The sequence below is a fragment of the Pseudomonas sp. NFACC41-3 genome, from assembly GCF_900109505.1.
Lineage (GTDB): Bacteria > Pseudomonadota > Gammaproteobacteria > Pseudomonadales > Pseudomonadaceae > Aquipseudomonas > Aquipseudomonas chlororaphis.
The window spans coordinates 333985-357008 of sequence record NZ_FOAE01000004.1 but is presented as its reverse complement, the minus strand read 5'-3'; the positions used below and the strand labels follow the sequence as shown (position 1 = coordinate 357008).

Sequence of the window (23024 nt, the reverse complement as noted above, 5' to 3'; positions counted from 1 at the left end):
TGTGCGGCTTACTCTTGAGACTAGCTCCATCGTGCAAGGTTTAAAGGCGCTTCGTCGTGCACCGGCCTTGCCCGCAGCTGTTCGCGTCAAGACCGCCCTTGCTAATAGCCATGTGCTGGCGGCACTCTTGGGGCTTACCAGGAGCCCCAAGTCCGCTGGAGAACAGGTAGATGACCGATATTGATGCGCGCTTGCGCGAAGATGTTCACCTGCTGGGTGAGCTGTTGGGCAACACCATTCGTGAACAGTATGGCGAGGGTTTCCTCGACAAGATCGAACAGATTCGCAAGGGTGCCAAGGCCGACCGGCGCGGTTCGCTGGATGCCGAACTCAGCGCCAGCCTCAACCAGCTCAGCGAGGATGAACTGCTGCCGGTGGCGCGGGCGTTCAACCAGTTCCTCAACCTGGCCAACATCGCCGAGCAGTACCAGTTGATTCACCGTCGCGAGGAGTCGCAGCCGGCACCGTTCGAGTCGCGGGTGCTGCCGGAACTGCTGGCGCGCCTGCGGGCCGAAGGCCATGGCGCCGAGGCGCTGGCCCGGCAGTTGGGACGGCTGGAGATCGAGCTGGTGCTGACCGCCCACCCCACCGAAGTCGCCCGCCGCACGCTGATCCAGAAATACGATGCCATCGCCGCGCAGTTGGCCGCCCAGGACCATCGCGACCTCACTTCGGCCGAGCGCGCGCAGATCCAGACACGCTTGCAGCGGCTGATCGCCGAGGCCTGGCACACCGAAGAAATCCGCCGTACCCGGCCGACCCCGGTGGACGAAGCCAAGTGGGGCTTCGCGGTGATCGAGCATTCGCTGTGGCAGGCCATCCCCAACTATTTACGCAAGGCCGACCAGGCCCTGCATGCGGCCACCGGCATGCATTTGCCGCTGGAGGCGGCGCCGATCCGCTTCGCTTCGTGGATGGGCGGCGACCGTGACGGCAACCCCAATGTCACCGCGGCGGTGACCCGCGAGGTGCTGTTGCTGGCGCGCTGGATGGCCGCCGACCTGTACCTGCGCGATGTCGATCAACTGGCGGCCGACCTGTCCATGCAGCAAGCCAACGCGGCGCTGCGGACCCTGGCCGGCGACAGCGCCGAGCCGTATCGCGCGGTGCTCAAGCAATTGCGCGAGCGCCTGCGGGCCACCCGCAACTGGGCCCAGGCCTCGTTGAGCGGTAGCGTGCCGGCCACTGCCCAGGTGCTGCAGAACAACCGCGAGCTGCTGGACCCGCTGGAACTCTGCTATCAGTCCCTGCATGAGTGCGGCATGGGGGTGATCGCCGACGGTCCGTTGCTCGACTGCCTGCGACGCGCAGTGACCTTCGGCCTGTTCCTGGTACGCCTGGACGTGCGCCAGGACTCCTCGCGGCACACCGCGGCAATGACCGAAATCACCGATTACCTGGGGCTAGGCCGCTACGGCGACTGGAGCGAGCAAGAGCGCATCGATTTCCTGATGCGTGAACTGGGCAGTCGTCGTCCATTGTTGCCTGGTTACTTCAAGCCGTCGGCCGACACCGCCGAAGTGCTGGCGACCTGCCGGGAAATCGCAGCGGCCCCGGCGGCTTCGCTGGGTTCCTATGTGATCTCCATGGCCGGCGCGGCATCCGATGTACTCGCCGTGCAACTGCTGCTCAAGGAAGCAGGCGTGCTGCGACCGATGCGCGTGGTGCCGCTGTTCGAAACCCTGGCCGACCTGGACAACGCCGGCCCGGTGATCGAGCAGTTGCTGCTTCTGCCAGGCTATCGTTCGCGCCTGCAGGGCCCGCAGGAAGTGATGATCGGTTATTCCGACTCGGCCAAGGATGCCGGCACTACCGCTGCCGCCTGGGCGCAGTACCGGGCTCAGGAAAAACTGGTGGATATCTGCCGCGAGCAACAGGTCGAGCTGCTGCTGTTCCATGGCCGCGGTGGCACCGTGGGGCGTGGCGGCGGCCCGGCCCATGCGGCGATCCTGTCACAACCGCCGGGATCGGTGGCGGGGCGCTTCCGTACCACCGAGCAAGGGGAAATGATTCGTTTCAAATTCGGCCTGCCGGACATCGCCGAGCAGAACCTCAATCTCTACCTGGCGGCGGTGCTGGAGGCGACCTTGCTGCCGCCGCCCCTGCCGCAGCCAGCCTGGCGCGACCTGATGGACGAACTGGCCGACGATGGGGTGAAGGCCTATCGCGCGGTAGTGCGGGAGAACCCGCAGTTCGTCGAGTATTTCCGCCAGTCCACGCCGGAGCAGGAACTGGGGCGCCTGCCATTGGGTAGCCGGCCGGCCAAGCGGCGCGCCGGCGGCATCGAAAGCCTGCGGGCCATCCCGTGGATTTTCGGCTGGACCCAGACCCGCCTGATGCTGCCGGCCTGGCTGGGCTGGGAAACCGCCCTGAGCAAGGCCCTGGAGCGCGGGGAGGGCGAGTTGCTGGGGCAGATGCGCGAACAGTGGCCGTTTTTCCGCACGCGCATCGACATGCTGGAGATGGTGCTGGCCAAGGCCGACGCGGATATAGCCCGTTCCTACGACGAACGATTGGTCGAACCGGCGCTGCTGTCATTGGGTGCGCATTTACGCGACTTATTGTCGCAGGCGTGTTCGGTGGTCTTGGGGCTGACCGGTCAGTCGCAGTTACTGGCACATAGCCCCGACACCCTGGAGTTCATTCGCCTGCGCAATACCTACCTGGACCCGCTGCATCTATTGCAAGCCGAACTGCTGGCCCGTTCGCGGCGCCAGGACGGCGCCCAGGACAGCCCGGTGGAACAGGCGCTGCTGGTGTCTGTGGCGGGGATTGCCGCCGGTTTGCGCAATACCGGCTAAGGTAATTGCCGGGGTTTTCAGTGGCTTGGCACGGTACTTCGAGCGCTGGCCCGAGAGGGCTGGCGACCGTCGCCAGGCGACACTTTGTTATGGGGTTGCGACCAGCAATACCCTGTCGCCAGGGCATAAAGGCGGCGGGTTGCTCCGACTTTCGGCTGCTTGTGTGCGCTGTGTCGGCTGTGTATCTTGATCAGCCTTTGGCCGTTTGGGCGGCCACTATCCCATTTCCGAGATTGGCCCCACGAGGCGAATCCGAGCGTTTCTAAATAAAAAATTGAGGAGCACATCGATGCGCGTAATTCTGCTGGGAGCTCCCGGGGCCGGTAAAGGTACTCAGGCAAAGTTCATCACCGAAAAATTCGGCATTCCGCAAATCTCCACCGGCGACATGCTGCGCGCAGCGGTCAAGGCCGGCACCGAGCTGGGCCTGAAGGCCAAGAGCGTGATGGACGCCGGTGGTCTGGTCTCCGATGACCTGATCATCAACCTGGTCAAGGAACGCATCAGCCAGGCCGATTGCGCCAAGGGTTTCCTGTTCGACGGCTTCCCACGCACCATTCCTCAGGCCGAAGCGCTGGTCAAAGCTGGCGTCGAGCTGGACAACGTGGTCGAGATCGCCGTCGACGACGAAGAGATCGTCCAGCGTATCGCCGGTCGCCGTGTGCATGAGGCCTCGGGCCGCGTTTACCACACTGTCTACAATCCGCCGAAAATCGCCGGTAAAGACGACATCACCGGTGAAGACCTGGTCCAGCGTAAAGACGACACCGAAGAAACCGTGCGTCATCGCCTGTCGGTCTACCACTCCCAGACCAAGCCGCTGGTGGAGTTCTACCAGAGCCTGGCCGCCAGCCAGGGCAAGCCGAAGTACAGCCACATCGCGGGCGTCGGTTCGGTCGAGTCGATCACCGGCAAGGTGCTCGAAGCGCTGAGCTGATCAGTCGTACCGGCTTGATCTTCAACGGCCCGCTTGCGGGCCGTTGCTGTTTATAATGCGTCACTTTTTTCAACTCCCTCTGCCTTATGGAAACATCGATGAGCACCTTGCTGGCCCTGGACACCGCGACTGAAGCCTGCTCGGTTGCCTTGCTGCACGACGGCAAGGTGACGAGCCACTACGAGGTGATCCCGCGCCTGCATGCACAGAAGCTGCTGCCGATGATCCAGAAACTGCTGGCCGATGCCGGCACCAGCCTGCAGGCCGTCGATGCCATTGCCTTCGGTCGCGGGCCTGGGGCCTTTACCGGTGTGCGGATCGCCATCGGCGTGGTCCAGGGCCTGGCCTTCGCCCTGGAACGCCCGGTGCTGCCGGTGTCGAACCTGGCGGTGCTGGCGCAGCGCGCATTGCGCGAATACGGCGCGACCCAGGTGGCCGCCGCCATCGATGCGCGAATGGATGAGGTCTACTGGGGCTGCTACCGCGAAGTGGCCGGCGAGATGCGCCTGGCAGGGGCCGAAGCGGTGCTGCCGCCGGAAGCCGCTGCGTTGCCGGCGGACGCCAGCGGCGACTGGTTCGGCGCGGGCACCGGCTGGGGCTACGCCGAGCGTATCGGGGTCAATCTCAGCGGCCAGGACGCGGGCATGCTGCCCCACGCCGAAGATTTGCTGACTCTGGCGCGCTTTGCCTGGGAACGCGGCGAGGCGATCCCGGCGGACGAGGCGCAACCGGTGTACCTGCGGGACAAAGTGGCGACGCCAAAAGCGCGCTGACAGGCCGCTGCAGAGCTGTTCGCCACCACGAGCCCGCGTGGCGAGCGTGTCAATCGTCAGGTTTTCGTGCCAGTTTCCGGTGGCTTTTAAACCTTTTGCATTTTCTGTGTTCTAGTTATCACTCGGCATTTGCGTAGTCGGCGAGGTGCCGCTAAATTGCCATCATCGATATCGAGCATGTGATTATGCGCATAGACGGCATTTCCTCTCAGTCCTACCCCATCAAGCGCAAGCCTCGCAAAGGCAGCGTGCTGCTGGACGACTCCCTCGAGGACGCAGATGCCGTCGAAGTCCAGCCCGAGACTTCAGCCCAGGCGCGCTCCCAGGCTTCCGCCGGGCGCACCAGCAACCTGCCCGCCCGTCCGCAGGACATGATCTTCCACCGCGCCATGAAAAGAAGCGTGGCCAACGCCCTGGCCAGCTACCTGACCACCGCCGGTTTCGTCGATTGGGATATGGAAGTGGTGGGTCTCGACCTGCACATCTGATGTTGCTGCCTTATTACCTCGGTTGTCCTTCCTGGAGCGAAAACGCCTGGCGTGAGTACCTGTACCCGGAAAGCGCGCGGCCGACGGACTTTCTCGGCCTGTATTGCCAGGTCTTCAATGCCGTGGAAGGCAATACCACCTTCTATGCGCGCCCCGCCGAGGCCACGGTGCAGCGCTGGGCGCAGACCATGCCCGAACATTTCCGCTTCACCGCCAAGTTTCCCGGCGATATCAGCCATGGCGGCGACCTGCGCGAACAATTGGGCGCGGCCGAGAGCTTCCTGCAGTTGCTCAGCCCGCTGGGCGAACGTGTTTCGCCGCTGTGGCTGCAATTGCCTGCGAGCTTCACACCGCAGCGCCTGGCGGAACTGGCGGGCTTTATCGACGGCCTGGAGCGGCCGTTGGCGGTGGAAGTCCGGCATCGGGACTTCTTCGCCAAGGGCGATGCCGAGCGCATGCTCAACCGCCTGCTGCTGGATCGTGGCGTGGAGCGCATCTGCCTCGACCCGCGCGCCTTGTTCAGTTGCACCTCCAGCGAGCCGTCGGTGCTCCATGCGCAATCGAAGAAACCCAAGGTACCGCCGCGCCCGGCCGCCTTCACTCAGTTTCCCCAGGTGCGCTTTATCGGTCATCCGGAGCTTGAGGCCAACGACCCGTTCCTGGTGCCCTGGATCGACAAGGTCGCCGGCTGGATCGAGGAAGGGCGAACCCCCTACATCTTCCTGCACACCGCCGATAACCGCCTGGCCGCCGAGCTGGCGCGGCGTTTTCACGCGCGCCTGATGGAGCGCCTGCCTGGATTGCCGGCCTTGCCTGAGCTATACAGAGAGCCCGCCGCGGAGCAACTCGGCTTGCTCTGAGCGGGATCATTTCCCTGCCCAGGAGTCCGCCAATGGATGCGCAAACCCTTCGTGCCCAAACCTTCAAGGCCCTGCATGAGCGTGATCGGGCTTTCGTGATTCCCAACCCCTGGGACGCGGGCTCCGCCAAGATGCTGGCCAGCCTCGGCTTCGAGGCCCTGGCGACCACCAGCGCCGGTTTCGCTTTTTCTCTGGGGCGCCCCGACGCTGAAGGTGCCTTGTCCCTGGAGGACACCCTGGGCAACGTTCGCGCCATAGTCGGCGCCAGCAGCCTGCCGGTGGCGGTGGACCTGGAGAACGGTTTTTCCGACAGCCCCGAAGGCTGTGCCAGGACCCTGCGCCAAGCGGCCGCCTGCGGGGCGGTGGGCGGCTCCATCGAAGACGCCACGGGCCGGGCCGATGATCCGATCTATGACTTCAAGCTGGCGGTCGAGCGTATCGAGGCGTCGGTCGCCGCAGTGCGGCAATTGCCTTTTCCCTTTGTGCTCACGGCACGGGCGGAAAACCTGCTGCATGGCCGGCAGGACCTGCCGGACACCCTTCGCCGCCTGCAAGCCTATGCCGAGGCCGGCGCCGATGTGCTGTATGCGCCTGGATTGCGCTCGGCCGAGGAAATCATCGCCGTGGTCCGCGCGGTGGCGCCCAAACCGGTCAACGTGCTGATGTCGGGTGGCCTGAAATTGACCCTGGCGCAACTGAGCGAGCTGGGGGTGAAGCGGATCAGCGTCGGTTCGGCCCTGGCGCGGGCCGCCTATGGCGCCTTCTATCAGGCGGCGCAGGAAATCCGCGACCACGGCAGCTTCGACTTTGCCGACCAGGCGTTGCCGTTCGGGCAGATCAATCGGTTGTTCAAGGGCTGAGCGGCCGGGTTGCCGCTGGGCGCCATTGCCGGTAGTGCATCTGTCGCTGAAACCGGCTTGAGGTCAGGCGGCGATCCGCAGGTTCTGCAGGATCAGCGGACGCGCCCAGCCGGTATCGAAGTCGAACTGCTTCTGTTGCTCGATGAGCTCTTGCGGCGGGAAGGGCGGGAAGGGTTTGTCCAGCAGGTCCAGTTCGAGTTCGGCGATCGGCAGGTGCAACGGTCGCGGTTGCGGCGCCGGGCCCGGCTCGGGCATGGGTTGGTCGGCATTGAGGACGATGGGGCGCACCCAGCCGCTTTCGAAGTCTTGCTGGTGTTGCTGGGCGGCGATTTCTTCCGGCGGGAACGGCGGAAACGGTTTGTCCAGCAGCTCGGTCTCGAACTCGGCGATCGGTAGGAACAACGGTTCCGGTGGACGGATCTCGGTGTCCTGGACGTCGCAATGACGCTGGGTAACGATTTGCGCCAGCAGGTCGCTGCCGCCATGGGGTTCGGTCGGGCCGTCCACGGCCACCGGAGAATTGTCGTCAGTGACCTTCGCGCCATCGCTGCGTTGCTCGGCCAGCGCCTGGGCAAAAAAATCCTGCCACAGATGGCTGACGCCGCTCAGTGCCTGGGAATTTTTTAGGCCGTAATCGCCGTGGGGCGATATGACGCCAATGGATAGGCTTCGAATGTCTGACATTTCTCTCGGGTCGACGCTCAGCTCTGGCAAAATGCCGGATAGTTCTTTTATCGGCAGCTTTTGCCGATCATTAATTTTTTGAGCGTGTTTTCAGATGAGTGAGCAACCAGCGGCCTGCCGCATCAAAGTCGAGGCCTTGGCCGATGCATTCCAGCCGCAGGCCGCGCACTGGGCCGAGCGACTGGGGCTGCCATTGCAGATCGACGAGGCGGAGTTCGCCCTGCAGGTCGGCGAGCAGGGCTTGCAGCTGCAGCAGCTCGGCGCCGACGCGCCAGGGCCGGTGCGGGTGGACTTTGTCGAGGGTGGCGCGGCGCACCGGCGGCTGTATGGCGGCGGTAGCGGGCAGATGATCGCCAAGGCGGTGGGCATCGCCCAGGGCGTGCGTCCGCGGATCCTGGATGCCACGGCGGGGCTGGGAAAGGATGCGTTCGTCCTGGCCAGCCTCGGCTGCGAGATGAGCCTGATCGAACGCCAGCCCTTGATCGGCGCCTTGCTGGAAGATGGCCTGGCCCGGGCGGGAGAGGATTTCGAGGTGGCGCCGATCGTGGCGCGCATGCACCTGCTCAAGGGCAACTCGATCGAGGTCATGCGCAACTGGGAGGGCGAGCCGCCCCAGGTGATCTACCTGGACCCGATGTTCCCGCATCGGGAAAAGACCGCGCTGGTGAAAAAGGAAATGCGCCTGTTCCGCCCGCTGGTCGGGGACGACCCGGACGCCCCGGCGCTGCTGGAGGCCGCCCTGGCCCTGGCCAGCCATCGGGTGGTGGTCAAGCGCCCGCGCAAGGCGCCGTGCATCGCAGGCCCCAAGCCGAGCCATGCGCTGGATGGCAAATCCAGCCGTTACGATATCTATCCGAAGAAGGCGCTCAAGGCCTGATCTTTATCGGGCCTTTCGGCTGTCTATAGCGAGCAGGGACCGGGCGTCCCGCTCGCTCCGTTGTCACAACCTCAGGCCGACTCCGGCCGATACGCGCGCATGAACAACCCCACCACTTCCCGCACATGCTCCTCGGCGGCTTCGTCGCTCAGCGGCTCGCCGCAGCCGTAGAGCAGGCGAAAGTTCGCCGTGCCCTTGAGCAGGCAGAAGAAATGCTCGGCGGCGTTGCGCGGCTTGTCGATGCGCAGGGCGCCGCTCTGGTCGATTCTGGTCAGCAGCCGCTCCATGCCTTGCACCATGCGTTGTGGCCCGGCCTCGAAGAAGATCTGCGAGAGCTTCGGGTCCTGGCTGCCCAGGGCCATGATCAGGCGATGCAGGTTCAGGGATTCTTCGCTGTTGATCAGCAGGTGAAAGCCCCGGCCAATGTTCAGCAACACGCTTTCGATCGGCATGCCGGCCGGCAGCTCGAAGATCAGCGTCGGCAACTGCTCCTCGCACTTGGCCACTACCGCGGCGGAGAACAGGGTCTCCTTGTCGTTGAAATGGCTGTACACCGTCAGCTTGGAAACACCGGCTTCGGCGGCTACCGCGTCCATGCTGGTGTTGGCGTAGCCATTTCTCAGGAACAGCGTTTTCGCGGCTTCGAGGATGGCCTGGCGTTTTGCCAGGTCCTTGGGGCGGCCGGGGCCGTTTGAGGTGGAAAGATTGTCGGACATTCTTCGCTTTAATACTGGACTGGTGAGTTTGCTATTAATAACATACCCGCCAGTATAATTATTCGAAGCACCCTTAGCGAAAGGTCCCCCACCATGTTCCGCTATGCCTTATCCCTCGCGTTGCCCGTCAGCCTGGCCGTTCTGCTGTCCGCGTGCGGACATGAAGAACCGGCGCAAACCACCGTTCGCCCGGCCATGGTGGTGCAGCCAGAGCCCGCGGCGCAGGCCATGGACAGCTATCCCGGCGAGGTCCGCGCGCGTTACGAACCGGACCTGGCGTTCCGGATTGGGGGCAAGGTCAGCCGACGACTGGTCGATGAGGGGCAACGGGTGAAAGCCGACCAGCCATTGGCCGAGCTCGACCCGCAGGACGTGCGGCTGCAACTGGAGGCCACCCGGGCCCAGGTGGCGGCGGCCGAAGCCAACCTGAACCTGGTGCGCTCCGAGCGCGACCGCTACAAGACCCTGATGGATCGGCAACTGGTCAGCCGGTCCCAGTACGACAACGCCGAGAACCTGTATCGCTCGGGCCTGGCCCGGCTCAAGCAGATCAAGGCCGAGTTCGACGTGGCCAGCAACCAGGCCGGTTACGCCGTGCTGCGCGCGCCCCAGGATGGCGTCGTGGCCCGGCGCACGGTCGAGGTCGGCCAGGTGGTCGCCGCCGGCCAGACCGTCTTTACCCTGGCTACCGACGGCGAGCGGGAAGTGCTGATCAGCCTGCCGGAGCAGGGTTTCGGCCGTTTCCGCATCGGCCAGCCGGTGTCGGTGGAGTTGTGGAGCCAGCCCGACCAGCGTTTCGCCGGGCAGATCCGCGAGCTGTCGCCGGCCGCCGACCCACGCTCCCGTACCTTCGCCGCCCGCATCGCCTTTACTGCCGGCAAGGTCCCGGCCGAGCTGGGGCAGAGCGCCCGAGTGTTTATCCAGGCCGCGGCCAGTGTGCCGTTGTCGGTGCCGCTGTCGGCGGTGACTGCGGAGAACGGTGCCGCCTATGTCTGGCGGGTCGACGCCAACAACACCCTGAAAAAGACCCCGGTGCGCCTTGGCGCCTTCGGCGAAAAGAGCGTGCCGGTTCTCGAAGGCCTCGGGGTCAGCGACTGGGTAGTGGCGGCGGGTGTGCATGTGCTCCATGAGGGGCAGCAGGTGCGCCCGGTGGATCGCTCCAACCGCGTGGTCAATCTGGCGGCCAAGGAGTAATCCCCGATGGGTTTCAATCTTTCCGAATGGGCGTTGCGCAACCGCCAGATCGTGCTGTTCCTGATGCTGTTGCTGGCCATTGTCGGGGCGTTGTCCTACACCAAGCTGGGCCAGAGCGAAGACCCGCCCTTCACCTTCAAGGCCATGGTGATCCGCACCAACTGGCCGGGCGCCACGGCCCAGGAGGTTTCCCGGCAGGTCACCGAACGCATCGAAAAGAAACTGATGGAAACCGGCGAGTACGAGCGCATCGTCTCGTTTTCCCGCCCGGGCGAGTCCCAGGTGACCTTCATGGCGCGCGACTCGATGCACTCGAACCAGATCCCCGAGCTCTGGTATCAGTTGCGCAAGAAGATCAGCGATATCCGCCATACCCTGCCGCCGGGTATCCAGGGCCCGTTCTTCAACGATGAGTTCGGCACCACCTTCGGCAATATCTATGCGCTGACCGGCGACGGTTTCGACTACGCGGTGCTCAAGGATTACGCCGACCGCATCCAGATCCAGCTGCAGCGGGTCAAGGACGTGGGCAAGGTCGACCTGCTGGGCTTGCAGGACGAGAAGGTCTGGATCGAGCTGTCGAACGTCAAGCTGGCGACCCTCGGCCTGCCGCTGGCGGCGGTGCAGCAGGCCCTGGAGGAGCAGAACGCGGTGTCCACCGCCGGCTTCTTCGAGACCAGCAGCGAGCGCCTGCAATTGCGGGTGTCCGGTAATTTCCAGAGCGTCGAGCAGATCAGCAACTTCCCGATCCGGGTGGCCGACCGCACCTTCCGTATCGGCGATGTGGCGGATGTGCGTCGCGGCTTCAACGATCCACCGGCGCCGCGCATGCGTTTCATGGGCCAGGACGCAATCGGCCTGGCCGTGGCGATGAAGGACGGCGGCGACATCCTGGTGCTGGGCAAGGCGCTGGAACTGGAGTTCGCCCGGATCCAGAAAAACCTCCCCGCCGGCATGGAACTGCGCAAGGTCTCCGACCAGCCGGCCGCGGTGAAGACCGGCGTCGGCGAGTTCGTCCAGGTGTTGGTGGAAGCCCTGGCGATCGTGTTGCTGGTGAGCTTCTTTTCCCTTGGCGTGCGCACCGGCATGGTAGTGGCCCTGGCGATTCCGCTGGTGCTGGCGATGACCTTCGCCACCATGTATTACCTGGGGATCGGCCTGCACAAGATCTCCCTCGGCGCGCTGGTGCTGGCGCTGGGCCTGCTGGTGGACGACGCGATCATCGCGGTGGAGATGATGGCGATCAAGATGGAGCAGGGCTACGACCGGCTCAAGGCCGCCAGCTACGCCTGGACCAGCACCGCGTTCCCGATGCTCACCGGTACCCTGATCACTGCCGCGGGTTTCCTGCCGATCGCCACGGCGCAGTCCGGCACCGGCGAATACACCCGTTCGATCTTCCAGGTGGTGACCATCGCCTTGTTGGCCTCTTGGATCGCCGCGGTGGTGTTCGTGCCCTACCTGGGCGAGAAGCTGCTGCCGGACCTGGCCAAGCTGCACGCGGCCAAGCACGGCAGCGCCGACGGCCAGCCCGATCCGTACGGCACGCCGTTCTATCAGCGGGTGCGGCGGATGGTGGAATGGTGCGTGCGCCGGCGCAAGACCGTGATTGCCCTGACCGTGCTGCTGTTCATTGCCTCGGTGATGCTGTTTCGTTTCGTGCCGCAGCAGTTCTTCCCGGCTTCCGGGCGCCTGGAGCTGATGGTCGACCTGAAGCTGGCCGAGGGCGCGTCCCTGAGCAACACCGCCGAGCAGGTCAAGCGCCTGGAGGCGCTGCTCAAGGATCACGCCGGCATCGATAACTATGTGGCTTACGTCGGCACCGGTTCGCCGCGTTTCTACCTGCCCCTGGACCAGCAACTGCCGGCGGCGAGTTTTGCCCAGTTCGTGGTGCTGGCCAAGACCATCGAGGAGCGGGAAAGCCTGCGCAGCTGGCTGATCGAAACCCTCGACGAACAGTTCCCGGCCCTGCGTTCGCGAGTCACCCGCCTGGAGAACGGCCCGCCCGTGGGCTATCCGGTGCAGTTCCGCGTCACCGGCGAGCACATCGAAGAAGTGCGGGCCCTGGCGCGCAAGGTGGCGGCCAAGGTGCGCGAGAACCCCCACGTGGTCAACGTGCACCTGGATTGGGAAGAACCGAGTAAGGTGGTCTACCTCAACATCGATCAGGACCGTGCGCGGGCCCTGGGCGTGAGCACGGCCAACCTGGCGAAATTCCTGCAAAGCTCGCTGACCGGTTCCAGCGTCAGCCAGTACCGCGAAGACAACGAGTTGATCGAGATCCTGCTGCGCGGGACCTTGCATGAACGCACCGAGCTGTCGCTGTTGCCGAGCCTGGCTGTGCCCACCGACAACGGCAAGAGCGTGGCGCTGTCGCAGGTCGCGACCCTGGAGTACGGCTTCGAGGAAGGCATCATCTGGCACCGCAACCGCCTGCCGAACGTCACCGTGCGGGCCGACATCTATGGCAAGGAACAGCCGGCGACCCTGGTGCAGCAGATCCTGCCGACCCTGGAGCCGATCCGCGCCGAACTGCCGGACGGTTACCTGCTGGACGTCGGCGGCACCGTGGAAGACTCGGCGCGCGGGCAGAACTCGGTGAAGGCCGGCGTGCCGCTGTTCATCGTGGTGGTGCTGACCCTGCTGATGCTGCAACTGCGCAGCTTCTCGCGCACGGCGATGGTGTTCCTCACCGCGCCGCTGGGGCTGATCGGCGTGACCCTGTTCCTGATGGTGTTCCGTCAGCCGTTCGGCTTCGTGGCGATGCTCGGAACCATCGCGCTGTCGGGGATGATCATGCGCAACTCGGTGATCCTGGTGGATCAGATCGAGCAGGACATCGCTGCCGGGCTCACGCCGTGGCAGGCGATCATCGAGGCGACGGTCAGGCGTTTCCGGCCGATCGTGCTGACCGCGCTGGCGGCGGTGCTGGCGATGATCCCGCTGTCACGCAGCGTGTTCTTCGGGCCGATGGCGGTGGCGATCATGGGCGGGCTGATTGTCGCGACGGCTCTGACCCTGCTGTTCTTGCCGGCGTTGTACGCGGCGTGGTTCCGGGTCAGGAAAACCTGATGCGCCCTTTGTAGGAGCGAGCTTGCTCGCGATCCGCGCAGCGGCCATTCACGGTGATGACGCAGCGGACGCTATCGCGAGCAATCGAGCGTCGACCGGCTGCTCCTACAGGGGATTGGGTGGCTTCAGAGGGTACCGAAGACTTTTTTCGCCAGGCTGGTGGCCGCTGCCGCCGGGTTCTCGCGAATGGTCGCTTCCTGCTTGCCGATCATCTCGAACAGGCCGTTGAGCGCCTGTTCGGTCACGTAGCTTTCGATATTCGCGTTCTTCGCATCCAGCACGCCGAAGGTGGCGGCCTGGCCGGCGAAGGCGTTGTACTGCTTGGCCAGGCCCACCTGGTCGGTGGCCTGTTTGACGATCGGCAGGAACTTCACGCGGATCTGTTCGCGGCTGGTCTTGCTCAGGTACTGGGTGGCGGAATCCTTGCCACCGCTGAGAATGCCCTTGGCGTCCTCCACGCTCATCTTCTTCACGGCATCCACCAGCAGCGCCTGGGCCTGCGGCACGGCGGCCTCGGCGGCCTTGTTCATGCTGGTCTCGAGTTCCTCGACCTGGGCGCCCATGCCGAACTGCTTCATTTTCTTCGCCACTTTGCCGAGGTTGCCCGGCAGTTCGATGCGCACGTCCGGGTTGTTGCTGAAACCGCCGGCGGTGCCCAGTTGTTTGACCGCGACCTGGGCTCCCTGGGTCAGGGCGTCCTTGAGGCCGCCGGTGGCGTCTTGCTGCGACAGGTCGCCGAGGGACAGCGCCAGGGCACTGGCACAGATCAGCAGGCCGGCGCACAGGCTGGTGAAGCGAAGGGAAGAACGGAGCATGGCAGCTTCCTTGTTCGAGAAAAGGGATTAGCGAACCGCGTCGACGCGGACTTTCAGCGGTTGCGGATCGCTGCCGTCGAGTTTCACCCCGTTGTGCTCGGTGGTGACGAACAGCAGTTTGCCAGCCACTTCGATCCGCGCGCTGACCGAATAACGGTGCCCGGGTTTGACCTGGGCCGGGTCGTAGCTGAGGTGGAAGGGCAGCGGCACCTGGCCTTTGACCGGGCCCTTCTGTTCGGCCAGCAGCACCGCGGGGGCGTCGGCCAGCGACACGTCCTGCAGGCTGACGCTCAGGGTGGCGGCTGGCGGCAGGGCGATGCGTTGCAGGTAGAAGACTTCGCCATCGAGGCTGGCTTTGCTGGCAGGTTGCATGCTGTTACAGGCCCCGAGCAGGGTGGTAAGGGCGAGCAGGGTGAGCTTTTTCATGGTGGATCTCCGTATCGAGGGGCGCCAGAAACCGCCTGGCGCCGATAAGAATCTAGTCGTTTTGCTGCGGTGCGGCGACCTGCTCGGCGGCATCTTCGCTGCGATGCAGGGCCACCTGGCGGATCGACAGGCGAATCTCCGCCGGCAGCACGCGCTTGGCCGCGCCTTCGGCCAGTTCGCCGAGCAGTTCGTGGTAGCTCAGCTTGCCGGCCTCGTCGCGGCGCAGCACGTCCTGCTCCAGCAAGGTCTGGATGAAGTGGCGGAACAGGCTCTTGTCGAAGAACTCCGGGGCATTCAGGCCATGCAGGATCGACAGGCGCTGGGCCATGACCGTGCACAGGTCTTCCAGCTCTTCGGCGCTGATGCTGCGCTGGCCGCTGTTGAGCAGCAGCGAGATGGCCATGTAGAAGCGCTGCAGGGTCTGGGCGATGCTCTTGGACAACAGGGTCAGCAGCACGAAATGCCGCGAACTCGGGGCCGGGCGCAGGTACAGCTCCTTCTCGAAGCGCAGCAGGCCTTGCTCGACGAAGGCCTCCAGCCATTGGTCGATCACCCCGTCCAGCTCGTCCAGGGACCAACGGATGAACAGCTCCGACTGCAGGTAGGGGTACAGCGCCCGGGTGTAGCGCAGGATCTGTTCGCGGCTCATGCGCGACGAGCTCTGGAAGAAGCTCGCCAGCAACGCCGGCAGGGCGAAGATGTGCAGCACGTTGTTGCGGTAGTAGGTCATCAGGACGGCGTTCTGCTCGTCCAGGTAGAGGATCTTGCCCAGGGCATCGCTCTGCTCGGACAGCAGGTCCATGTCCTTCACGTGCTCGATCAAGGCTCGGCCATCGCCTTCCGGCAGGGTGGTGTGGGGCGAGTAGGGAACCTTGCGCAGCAGCGCCAGGTACAGGTCCAGGACCCGGGCCATGGCGCGGTCGTCGAGGGCCAGGCGGCTGGTGGACAGCAGCGCCAGGGCCACCAGGTTGACCGGATTGATCGCCGCCGCCTCGTTCAAATGCTGGGCGACTTTTTCACCCAGGCGGTTGGTGGTTTCGTTGAGCCAGGCCGGCTTGAACTGCGGGCCCAGCTCCTGGGCGCGCCAGCCCGGCTGTTCCTGGTCGAGGAACTCGGCCAGCTTGATCGGCTCGCCGAAGTTCACCGCCACCTGGCCGAAACGCTGCTTGAGGGCGCCGATGACCTTGAAGATGTCGAAGATCGACTCTTTCTTCTTGCTCGCCCCGCGCAGCTCGCCCAGGTAGGTGCGGCCTTCCAGCACGCGCTCGTAGCCGATGTACACCGGCACGAAGACGATCGGCATGCGCGAGGAGCGCAGGAAGCTGCGCAGGGTGATGGCCAGCATCCCGGTTTTCGGTTGCAGCATGCGCCCGGTGCGCGAGCGTCCGCCCTCGACGAAGTACTCCACCGGGAAACCCTTGGTGAACAGGGTGTGCAGGTATTCGTTGAACACCGAGGTGTAGAGCGGGTTGCCCTTGAAGGTGCGGCGCATGAAGAACGCTCCACCCCTGCGCAGCAGGCTGCCGATCACCGGCATGTTCAGGTTGATCCCGGCGGCGATGTGCGGCGGGGTCAGGCCGTTGCGGAACAGCAGGTAGGACAGCAGCAGGTAGTCGATGTGGCTGCGGTGGCAGGGCACGTAGATCACTTCGTGGCCCGGGGCGACTTTCTGCACGCTTTCGATGTGGTTGACCTTGATCCCGTCGTAGATCTTGTTCCAGAACCAGCTCAGCACCACTTCGAGGAAGCGGATCGCGGTGAAGGTGTAGTCCGAGGCGATCTCGTTGCCATAACGCAGGGCCACGGCCTTGGCCTTTTCCGGGGAGATCTTTTCCCGTTCGGCTTCGTCGAGGATCGCCTGCTTGACCAGTGGCTGGTTCAGCAGGCCCTTGACCAGGTTGCGGCGGTGGGAAATGTCCGGGCCGATCACCGCGGCCTTCAGGTTGCGAAAGTGCACCCGCAGGATGCGCTGGGCCATGCGCACGGTGCGCTCGTGGCCCTTGTTGTGCTCGATCAGTTCGCGCAGGTGGATCGGCGCGGAGAATTGCACCCGGGTCTTGCGACCCAGGATCATGATACTCAGCAGCCGGCGCAGACGCCCGGTGACTGCCCAGCTGTCGGCGAACAGCAGTTTCCACGGGCTCGATTCGCTGTCCGGCGACTGGCCCCAGAACACGCTGACCGGAATGATCTGCGCGTCTTCGGCGGCATTCTGGCTCAGGGCGCTGACCAGGCGGGTCAGGGTCGGTGGCGCGCCGCGCTTGTCCTGGCGGCCTAGCCAGTCCGGGGCCGGGGTCAGGTAGAAGAACGCGGCGGGTTCCAGCAGGTTACCCACCGAGACCGGCAGCACCGGGCGCGGCAACCCGGCCTTGGTGCACTCGGTATCGACCACGGCAAGGTCGGTGAGCGAAGGGTTTTGCAGGACGTAGAACACCGGACGACTGCGGTCGAGGTTGAGGGTGAAGGACGACTGGTTGATCGTCTCCGAGCGAACCCAGAGGTACAACAGTCGACGCAAGGTGCCAAACACAAGACGGCGGAACGGGGAACGGGTCATACGGCTTCTGCTTTAGTGGAAAAAACCGAGCAGTTGCTCGGGGCGGCTAGTGTGCCGGATTCACCGAAAATCGGCAAAAAAGCGGCAAACAAGATTGAGTTGAGAGTTTTTCTGCCTGTCATATACTCGCCCGACTGACGCCTGGGCATGCGGGGCCCATCAATAGAAACCCAGGTCCAGGCGAAAGTTCTCACGGCTTCGTTTCAGTAAGCCGACTGATAATAAAAAGACGGAGGATGGATTGATGGCAACTCGCGAGACCGGCAGCGTGAAGTGGTTCAACGACGCCAAGGGCTACGGCTTCATTCAGCGTGAAGGTGGTGCCGATGTATTTGTCCACTACCGTGCTATTCGTGGTGAAGGCCACCGCTCGCTGACCGAAGGGCAGCAAGTTGAATACGCCGTGGTAGAGGGGCAGAAGGGTTTGCAGGCAGAGGATGTAGTCGGCTTGTAAGCGCTGTGCCTTGTAGGAGCGAGGCGTGCTCGCGATAGCGTTAACGCTAGCGCGGGCAAGCCTCGCTCCTACAGTAATCAGAGTCAGGCGGTACGCCAGGTAATCTCTTCTTCCCCGTCGGCGCTGATGCGAATCCAGCGGTCGGCCGATTCCTCACCTTCTTCCTCGACCCAGCTGCCCGGTGCGCAGCGCACTTCGACGTTCAGCGCGGCGAAGGCGGCGCGGGCGCAGGCGATGTCGTCGTCCCACGGCGTCTGGTCGCTTTCCAGGTACAGGCTGTTCCATTTGCCCACGGCTTTCGGCAGCCAGGTCACAGGCACGCTACCCGCCTTGCATTTGTAGGTCTGGCCTTTCTGCACCCAGTCGCTGCACGGGCCCAGAGCCGCGCCGAGCCAGGCGGCGATGGCCTTGTGGTCGACGTCGGCGTCTTTCAGGTAAATCTCGATATCCGGTTGGCGCATGGATGTCCTCACTGCGGGTCTGAAAAATCCATTCGCGGATTTATTTGGCCTCGAGTCGCTGCTCGAGGCCGTGGATTAATGGGTTATTGCAGCACGAAGTAATCGTAGCGCATCGACACGCTGACCTCGAAGGGCTCGGCCTGCTCGATCACGCTGGCGCGGCGTTCGGCACTGGCGCGCCAGCCGTGGGGCGTCATGGCCAGCAGGTTGGCGCGATCCTGCGGATTGCTCAGCGTCAGCTTGAAGTCCAGGGTTTCACTGTGTTGCAGCGCCATGCCCGCGGGCACCAGCGCCAGGTGTTTGTCGTCGGTGTATTCGCGGACCTCGTCGTACAGGCGCTCGCGCAATTCCATCAGGTGGCCGCTGGTCGGTCCGACCTTCATCAGGCCGCCGCCAGGGCTGAGCAGGCGCTTGGCTTCCTGCCAGTCCAGCGGGCTGAAGACACTGGCGAGAAACTGGCAACTGGCGTCGGCCAGGGGCACCCGGGCCATGCTGGCGATCAACCAGGTCAGCTGCGGGGCACGGCGACAGGCGCGCTTGACCGCTTCCCGGGAGATGTCCAGGGCATAGCCGTCCGCCTGGGGCAGGGCTTCGGCGATCTGAGCGGTGTAGTAACCCTCGCCGCAACCGATATCGACCCAGCGCTGCGGGGCGCGCTCGGCGGCCAGTTCGGCCAGGCGCCTGGCCACCGGGGCGTAATGACCGGCATTGAGAAAGTCGCGGCGGGCTTCGACCATGGCCTGGTTGTCGCCCGGGTCGCGGCTGTTCTTGTGCTGCACCGGCAGCAGGTTCAGGTAACCCTGGCGGGCGCGGTCGAAGCGGTGCCCGGCCGGGCACACGACACCGTTGTCGACGGCGCTCAGGGGCGCCGCGCAGATAGGGCAGGCAAGCATCAGGCGAGCAACTTGATCAGGGTCTGGTAGTAGATTTCGGTCAGTACGTCGAGGTCGCTGGCCAGCACGCGCTCGTTGACCTGGTGGATGGTGGCGTTGACCGGGCCCAGCTCGACCACCTGGGTGCCGAGGGTGGCGATGAAGCGCCCGTCGGAGGTGCCGCCGCTGGTAGAGGCCTTGGTCTCGCGGCCGGTGACGTCCTTGATACTGGCTGACACCGCGTCGAGCAGGGCGCCCGGTTCGGTGAGGAACGGCAGGCCCGACAGCGCCCACTCCACATGCCAGTCCAGGCCGTGCTTGTCGAGGATGGTGGCCACGCGCTGCTGCAGGCCTTCGACCGTGGATTCGGTGGAGAAGCGGAAGTTGAACACTGCCACCAGCTCGCCGGGGATCACGTTGGTCGCGCCGGTACCGGAATTCAGGTTGGAAATCTGGAAGCTGGTGGGCGGGAAGAAGGCATTGCCGTCGTCCCAATGCTCCGCGGCCAGTTCGGCCAGGGCCGGGGCCGCCAGGTGGATCGGGTTCTTGGCCAGGTGCGGGTAGGCCACGTGGCCCTGCACGCCGCGCACCGTGAGTTTGGCGCCGAGGGAGCCGCGACGGCCGTTCTTGACCACGTCACCGACCAGGCTGGTGCTCGACGGCTCGCCGACGATGCACCAGTCCAGGCGCTCCCTGCGCGCCGCCAGGCGCTCGACCACCGCCTTGGTGCCGTGGTGGGCCGGGCCTTCTTCGTCGCTGGTGATCAGGAAGGCCACCGAGCCTTTGTGCTCCGGGTAGTCGGCGACAAAACGCTCGGCCGCCACCAGCATCGCCGCGAGGCTGCCTTTCATGTCCGCCGCGCCGCGCCCGCAGAGCATGCCGTGCTCGTCGATCAACGCGTCGAACGGGTCGTTCTGCCAGGCCTGGACCGGGCCGGTGGGCACCACGTCGGTATGGCCGGCGAAACACAGCACCGGGCCTTCGTGCTTGCCATGGCTGGCCCAGAAGTTATCCACATCCTCGATGCGCATCGGCTCCAGCTTGAAGCCGGCATCGCCCAGGCGCTGCATCATCAGCTTCTGGCAGTCGGCGTCGACCGGCGTCACCGACGGGCGGCGGATCAGGTCACAGGCGAGTTGCAGGGTCGGCGAAAGGTCGGCGTGGGCCGTCATGGGGAAACTCCGGTGCAAGGCGTTATGTGTAGGCGCGAGGCTTGCCCGCGATGGAAAACCTGAGGTGTCTCAGGCAAACCGCGTCGTGGCTATCGCGGGCAAGCCTCGCGCCTACGGTAATGGGGCAAGGCGCGCAAAATGGCGGATATCTTAAAGCAAAACGGCGGCCAGAGGCCGCCGTTTAGTGCTTTGCCGCGATTTATGCAGCCGCCACCGGCGCGCTTTCGGCAAGCGGTTTTGGCAGCGACGACAGGAAGGCCATGACCAGTGCCGCCACATACGGCAGCGACTGCACCAGCAGCATGGTCACCCAGAAGCGCATGTCGTTGCTCGGCAGGCCGCCCTGTACCAGGTAGATGCCCAGCGCCGCGCCCCACAACAGCAGCATGATGAACAGCTCTTCCCGGGCTTCCGAGATCGCCACCCAGAAGCCGTGGTTGTCGGCGTTCTTCGGTGTGCGGAAGAACGGAATGCTACTGGTGAAGAAGCCGTACAGCACCGCTTTGGCGATGGTGTGGGACAACGCCAGGCCCGCCACGGCCGCGCAGAACGCGTCCTTGAGGTTGACCCCGACCGCCCGGCGGTAGAGGAAGATGATCTTGCCGACCTTGAACACGAACAGCGCCAGGGGCGGGATCGCGAAGATCAGCAACGGCGGATCGACGCGCTGCGGCACGATGATCATCGCCGCCGACCAGAGCAGGGCGCCGAGGGTGAAGAAGATGTTCATGCCGTCCGCCACCCACGGCAGCCAGCCCGCGAGGAAGTGGTAGCGCTGGCCACGGGTCAGCTCGGTGTCCTTGCCGCGCAGCAGGCTGGCGGTATGGCGCTTGATGATCTGGATCGCCCCATAGGCCCAGCGGAAACGCTGTTTCTTGAAGTCGATGAAGGTATCCGGCATCAGGCCCTTGCCGTAGCTTTCGTGGTAATACGCCGCCGACAGGCCTTTCTCGAACACCCGCAGGCCCAGCTCGGCGTCTTCGCAGATGCACCAGTCGGCCCAGCCCAGTTCTTCCAGGACCGAACGGCGGGTCATGGTCATGGTGCCGTGCTGGATGATCGCGTCACGGTCGTTGCGGGTGACCATGCCGATATGGAAGAAGCCCTTGTATTCCGCGTAGCAGAGCTTCTTGAAGGTGCTTTCGTTCTGGTCGCGGTAATCCTGCGGCGATTGCACCACGGCGATTTTCGGGTCGGCGAAGTGCGGCACCATGTGCTTGAGCCAGTTGCGATCGACGCAGTAGTCCGAGTCGATCACCGCGATCACTTCGGCGTCCTTGGCGGTGTGCGGGATCAGGTAGTTCAGCGCGCCGCCCTTGAAACCGGCCAGCGGTGCGACGTGGAAGAACTTGAAGCGCGGGCCGAGGGTTTCGCAATAGGCCTGCACCGGCTCCCAGACCGCCGGATCCTTGGTGTTGTTGTCGATGATCAGGACTTCGAAGTCCGGGTAATCGAGGTTGGCCAGGGCATTGAGGGTCTGTTTGACCATTTCCGGCGGCTCGTTGTAGCACGGCACATGGATCGAGACTTTCGGCCGGTAGTTGGAGTCGCCTTCGACCGGCAGGAACTCGCGCCGGCGCTTGTGCACCCAGACCGCCTCGGCCAGTTCATGGGCCTCGGTGAGCAACACGATGAACACCCCGAGCGCACCCAGGGCGAGCAGGAAGCCCACCGTCAGGCTGAACCAGGTGCTGTATTGCTGGCTGTAGTCGTAGCCGATCCACACCAGCACCGAGCCGCAGAGGAAGGCGATGAAGGTCAGGAAGGTCCGCCCGCGCTGGCGCAGGGCCGAGCCGTCGATCATCAGCAGGGTCAGGGACAGCAGCGCCAGGACCACCGAGCCGATGGCCAGCACGCGCCATTGCGGGATCGCCACCACCGGGCCTTCGAAGTTGAATTTCTGCTGGCGCGCGGCGTTGAACACGCCCCAGTAGGCGCCTACCGAGCCTTCGTCGCTGGCCTTCCACGGCTGGTCGAAGGCTTCGATCACGAAGTAGTTGTAGCCCTGGCGATTGAGCTTGTTGACCAGGTTACGCAGGTAGATCGCCTGGTCCGCCGGGCTGGCGTCGGCGCCGCCACGCATGCGGCCGTTGCTCGGCCAGCCCACCTCGGACAGCAGCAGCGGTTTTTTCGGGAACATTTGTTTCAGGTCGCGGGCGCGGTCGAGGACGAACTGCCCGGCCTTGTCCATTGGGATGGACTCCCAGTAGGGCAGGACGTGGGCGGCGATCAGGTCGGCGTGCTGGGCCAGTTCCGGGTGTTCTTTCCAGACGTGCCACTGCTCGGAAGTGGTGACCGGCACCTTGACGGCAGCGCGCACGCGATCGAGCAGGACGCTCAACTGGTCGGCGGTGATTTCCTTGCGGAAGATTGCTTCGTTACCGACCACCACGCGCACCACGCTGCGCGAGTTGTTGGCGATGTCGATGGCGCGGGTGATTTCACGCTCGTTGCGCTCCAGGTCCGGGCTGATCCAGATCCCGAGGGTCACGCGCAGGCCGAACTCTTCCGCCAGCTTGGGGATGTTCTCCAGCGTGCCGTCGACCGAGTAGGTCCGAATGTTGTCGGTCAGCTTGCTCATGATCTCCAGGTCGCGACGCATTTCGTCGTCGGTCGGGAACTGGTCTTTCTGCGGGAACTGGCCCAGCTGGAAAGGCGAGTAGGAAAAGCCGGAGATTTGTGCAGGCCAATTGGGGGCGGAAACCGGGCGGTTGACCAGTGCCCAGAAGCCGGTGAACAGGGCGGCGATTGCCAGAACCACCACCAGATTGAGTCCAAATTTACGCGATGACATAGCTATTTCGGGTTCCAAAGGGTGTGGAACGGGGGAACGGTCGGCATGCGCCAAGCGGCGCGCATCCTACACTGGCCTTCGGCTGAGCGTACAGCGCACAGGGGAAAGCCGCAGGTTGGGCAATTCAACTTGATTTAAGTTCTCGGCGACGAAATTTTCAGATTGTTCCCTCATTAAAGCAGCCCCGACTGCCATTCATAGGGCAAAGATG

At 64.4% G+C, this 23024-nt stretch carries 19 protein-coding genes; 10 read left to right on the top strand and 9 right to left on the bottom strand.

The window, feature by feature from the left end:
- Positions 1 to 170: 170 nt before the first annotated feature.
- From ppc to BMY68_RS19715, 6 genes are all read left to right on the top strand, one after another.
- The gene (gene ppc / locus BMY68_RS19740; RefSeq protein WP_085529931.1) at positions 171 to 2801 is read left to right on the top strand and encodes a phosphoenolpyruvate carboxylase; all 2631 of its coding nucleotides are present in this window, start codon (positions 171 to 173) and stop codon (positions 2799 to 2801) included.
- Between the two features lie 289 nt (positions 2802 to 3090).
- Positions 3091 to 3738, top strand: coding sequence for an adenylate kinase (adk, locus tag BMY68_RS19735; RefSeq protein WP_007927955.1), 648 nt, complete (start codon positions 3091 to 3093; stop codon positions 3736 to 3738).
- A 98-nt stretch (positions 3739 to 3836) separates the two neighbouring features.
- The gene (tsaB, locus tag BMY68_RS19730) at positions 3837 to 4511 is read left to right on the top strand and encodes a tRNA (adenosine(37)-N6)-threonylcarbamoyltransferase complex dimerization subunit type 1 TsaB (protein WP_085529932.1); all 675 of its coding nucleotides are present in this window, start codon (positions 3837 to 3839) and stop codon (positions 4509 to 4511) included.
- Between the two features lie 185 nt (positions 4512 to 4696).
- Positions 4697 to 4999 (top strand): hypothetical protein, encoded by a 303-nt coding sequence (locus BMY68_RS19725; protein WP_053259778.1) that lies wholly within the window; start codon positions 4697 to 4699, stop codon positions 4997 to 4999.
- A complete protein-coding gene (locus BMY68_RS19720; RefSeq protein ID WP_009042363.1) occupies positions 4999 to 5859 on the top strand; it encodes a DUF72 domain-containing protein in 861 nt (286 codons plus the stop codon). Before BMY68_RS19725 ends, BMY68_RS19720 begins: the two co-directional genes overlap by 1 nt.
- A 32-nt stretch (positions 5860 to 5891) precedes the next feature.
- On the top strand, positions 5892 to 6719 hold the full coding sequence (locus tag BMY68_RS19715) for an isocitrate lyase/PEP mutase family protein (protein WP_062823552.1): 828 nt from the start codon (positions 5892 to 5894) through the stop codon (positions 6717 to 6719).
- A gap of 63 nt (positions 6720 to 6782) precedes the next feature.
- On the opposite strand, the gene BMY68_RS19710 is transcribed toward BMY68_RS19715, so the two are convergent.
- Positions 6783 to 7403, bottom strand: a complete 621-nt coding sequence (locus BMY68_RS19710; protein ID WP_175534853.1) for an energy transducer TonB — start codon at positions 7401 to 7403, stop codon at positions 6783 to 6785.
- Positions 7404 to 7497: 94 nt separating this feature from the next.
- Here BMY68_RS19710 and BMY68_RS19705 point away from each other — a divergent pair, with 94 nt between their 5' ends.
- Positions 7498 to 8280: a class I SAM-dependent methyltransferase gene (locus BMY68_RS19705; RefSeq protein ID WP_028681752.1), complete on the top strand. Its 783-nt coding sequence runs from the start codon at positions 7498 to 7500 to the stop codon at positions 8278 to 8280.
- A gap of 71 nt (positions 8281 to 8351) precedes the next feature.
- Here the strand turns inward: BMY68_RS19705 and BMY68_RS19700 are convergent, their stop codons facing one another.
- Entirely contained in the window at positions 8352 to 8996 is a 645-nt protein-coding gene (locus BMY68_RS19700) for a TetR/AcrR family transcriptional regulator (RefSeq protein WP_085529934.1), read from the bottom strand.
- Positions 8997 to 9089: 93 nt separating this feature from the next.
- Here BMY68_RS19700 and BMY68_RS19695 point away from each other — a divergent pair, with 93 nt between their 5' ends.
- Together BMY68_RS19695 and BMY68_RS19690 are read left to right on the top strand one after the other, a co-directional pair.
- Positions 9090 to 10190 carry an efflux RND transporter periplasmic adaptor subunit gene (locus tag BMY68_RS19695; RefSeq protein WP_009042368.1) on the top strand — a complete coding sequence of 367 codons (1101 nt, stop codon included), beginning with the start codon at positions 9090 to 9092 and terminating at the stop codon, positions 10188 to 10190.
- Positions 10191 to 10196: 6 nt separating this feature from the next.
- Positions 10197 to 13262 (top strand): efflux RND transporter permease subunit, encoded by a 3066-nt coding sequence (locus tag BMY68_RS19690; protein ID WP_085529935.1) that lies wholly within the window; start codon positions 10197 to 10199, stop codon positions 13260 to 13262.
- A gap of 125 nt (positions 13263 to 13387) precedes the next feature.
- On the opposite strand, the gene BMY68_RS19685 is transcribed toward BMY68_RS19690, so the two are convergent.
- The 3 genes from BMY68_RS19685 to plsB are packed head-to-tail and all read right to left on the bottom strand — an operon-like array spanning position 13388 to position 17060.
- Positions 13388 to 14077, bottom strand: a complete 690-nt coding sequence (locus BMY68_RS19685; protein WP_053259785.1) for a DUF4197 domain-containing protein — start codon at positions 14075 to 14077, stop codon at positions 13388 to 13390.
- Positions 14078 to 14104: 27 nt separating this feature from the next.
- Entirely contained in the window at positions 14105 to 14503 is a 399-nt protein-coding gene (locus tag BMY68_RS19680) for a YbaY family lipoprotein (RefSeq protein WP_085529936.1), read from the bottom strand.
- Between the two features lie 52 nt (positions 14504 to 14555).
- Entirely contained in the window at positions 14556 to 17060 is a 2505-nt protein-coding gene (gene plsB / locus BMY68_RS19675) for a glycerol-3-phosphate 1-O-acyltransferase PlsB (protein ID WP_085529937.1), read from the bottom strand.
- A 244-nt stretch (positions 17061 to 17304) separates the two neighbouring features.
- On the opposite strand from plsB, the gene BMY68_RS19670 reads away from it, so the two are divergent.
- A complete protein-coding gene (locus tag BMY68_RS19670) occupies positions 17305 to 17514 on the top strand; it encodes a cold-shock protein (RefSeq protein ID WP_007927922.1) in 210 nt (69 codons plus the stop codon).
- An 83-nt stretch (positions 17515 to 17597) separates the two neighbouring features.
- On the opposite strand, the gene BMY68_RS19665 is transcribed toward BMY68_RS19670, so the two are convergent.
- The 4 genes from BMY68_RS19665 to BMY68_RS19650 form a co-directional block, all read right to left on the bottom strand.
- The gene (locus BMY68_RS19665) at positions 17598 to 17975 is read right to left on the bottom strand and encodes a hypothetical protein (RefSeq protein ID WP_007927921.1); all 378 of its coding nucleotides are present in this window, start codon (positions 17973 to 17975) and stop codon (positions 17598 to 17600) included.
- A gap of 83 nt (positions 17976 to 18058) precedes the next feature.
- A complete protein-coding gene (locus BMY68_RS19660; protein ID WP_007927919.1) occupies positions 18059 to 18868 on the bottom strand; it encodes a putative RNA methyltransferase in 810 nt (269 codons plus the stop codon).
- Positions 18868 to 20019 carry a succinyl-diaminopimelate desuccinylase gene (gene dapE / locus BMY68_RS19655; protein WP_085529938.1) on the bottom strand — a complete coding sequence of 384 codons (1152 nt, stop codon included), beginning with the start codon at positions 20017 to 20019 and terminating at the stop codon, positions 18868 to 18870. Before dapE ends, BMY68_RS19660 begins: the two co-directional genes overlap by 1 nt.
- 199 nt (positions 20020 to 20218) lie before the next feature.
- A complete protein-coding gene (locus BMY68_RS19650) occupies positions 20219 to 22813 on the bottom strand; it encodes a glycosyltransferase (RefSeq protein ID WP_085529939.1) in 2595 nt (864 codons plus the stop codon).
- Positions 22814 to 23024 lie beyond the last annotated feature (211 nt).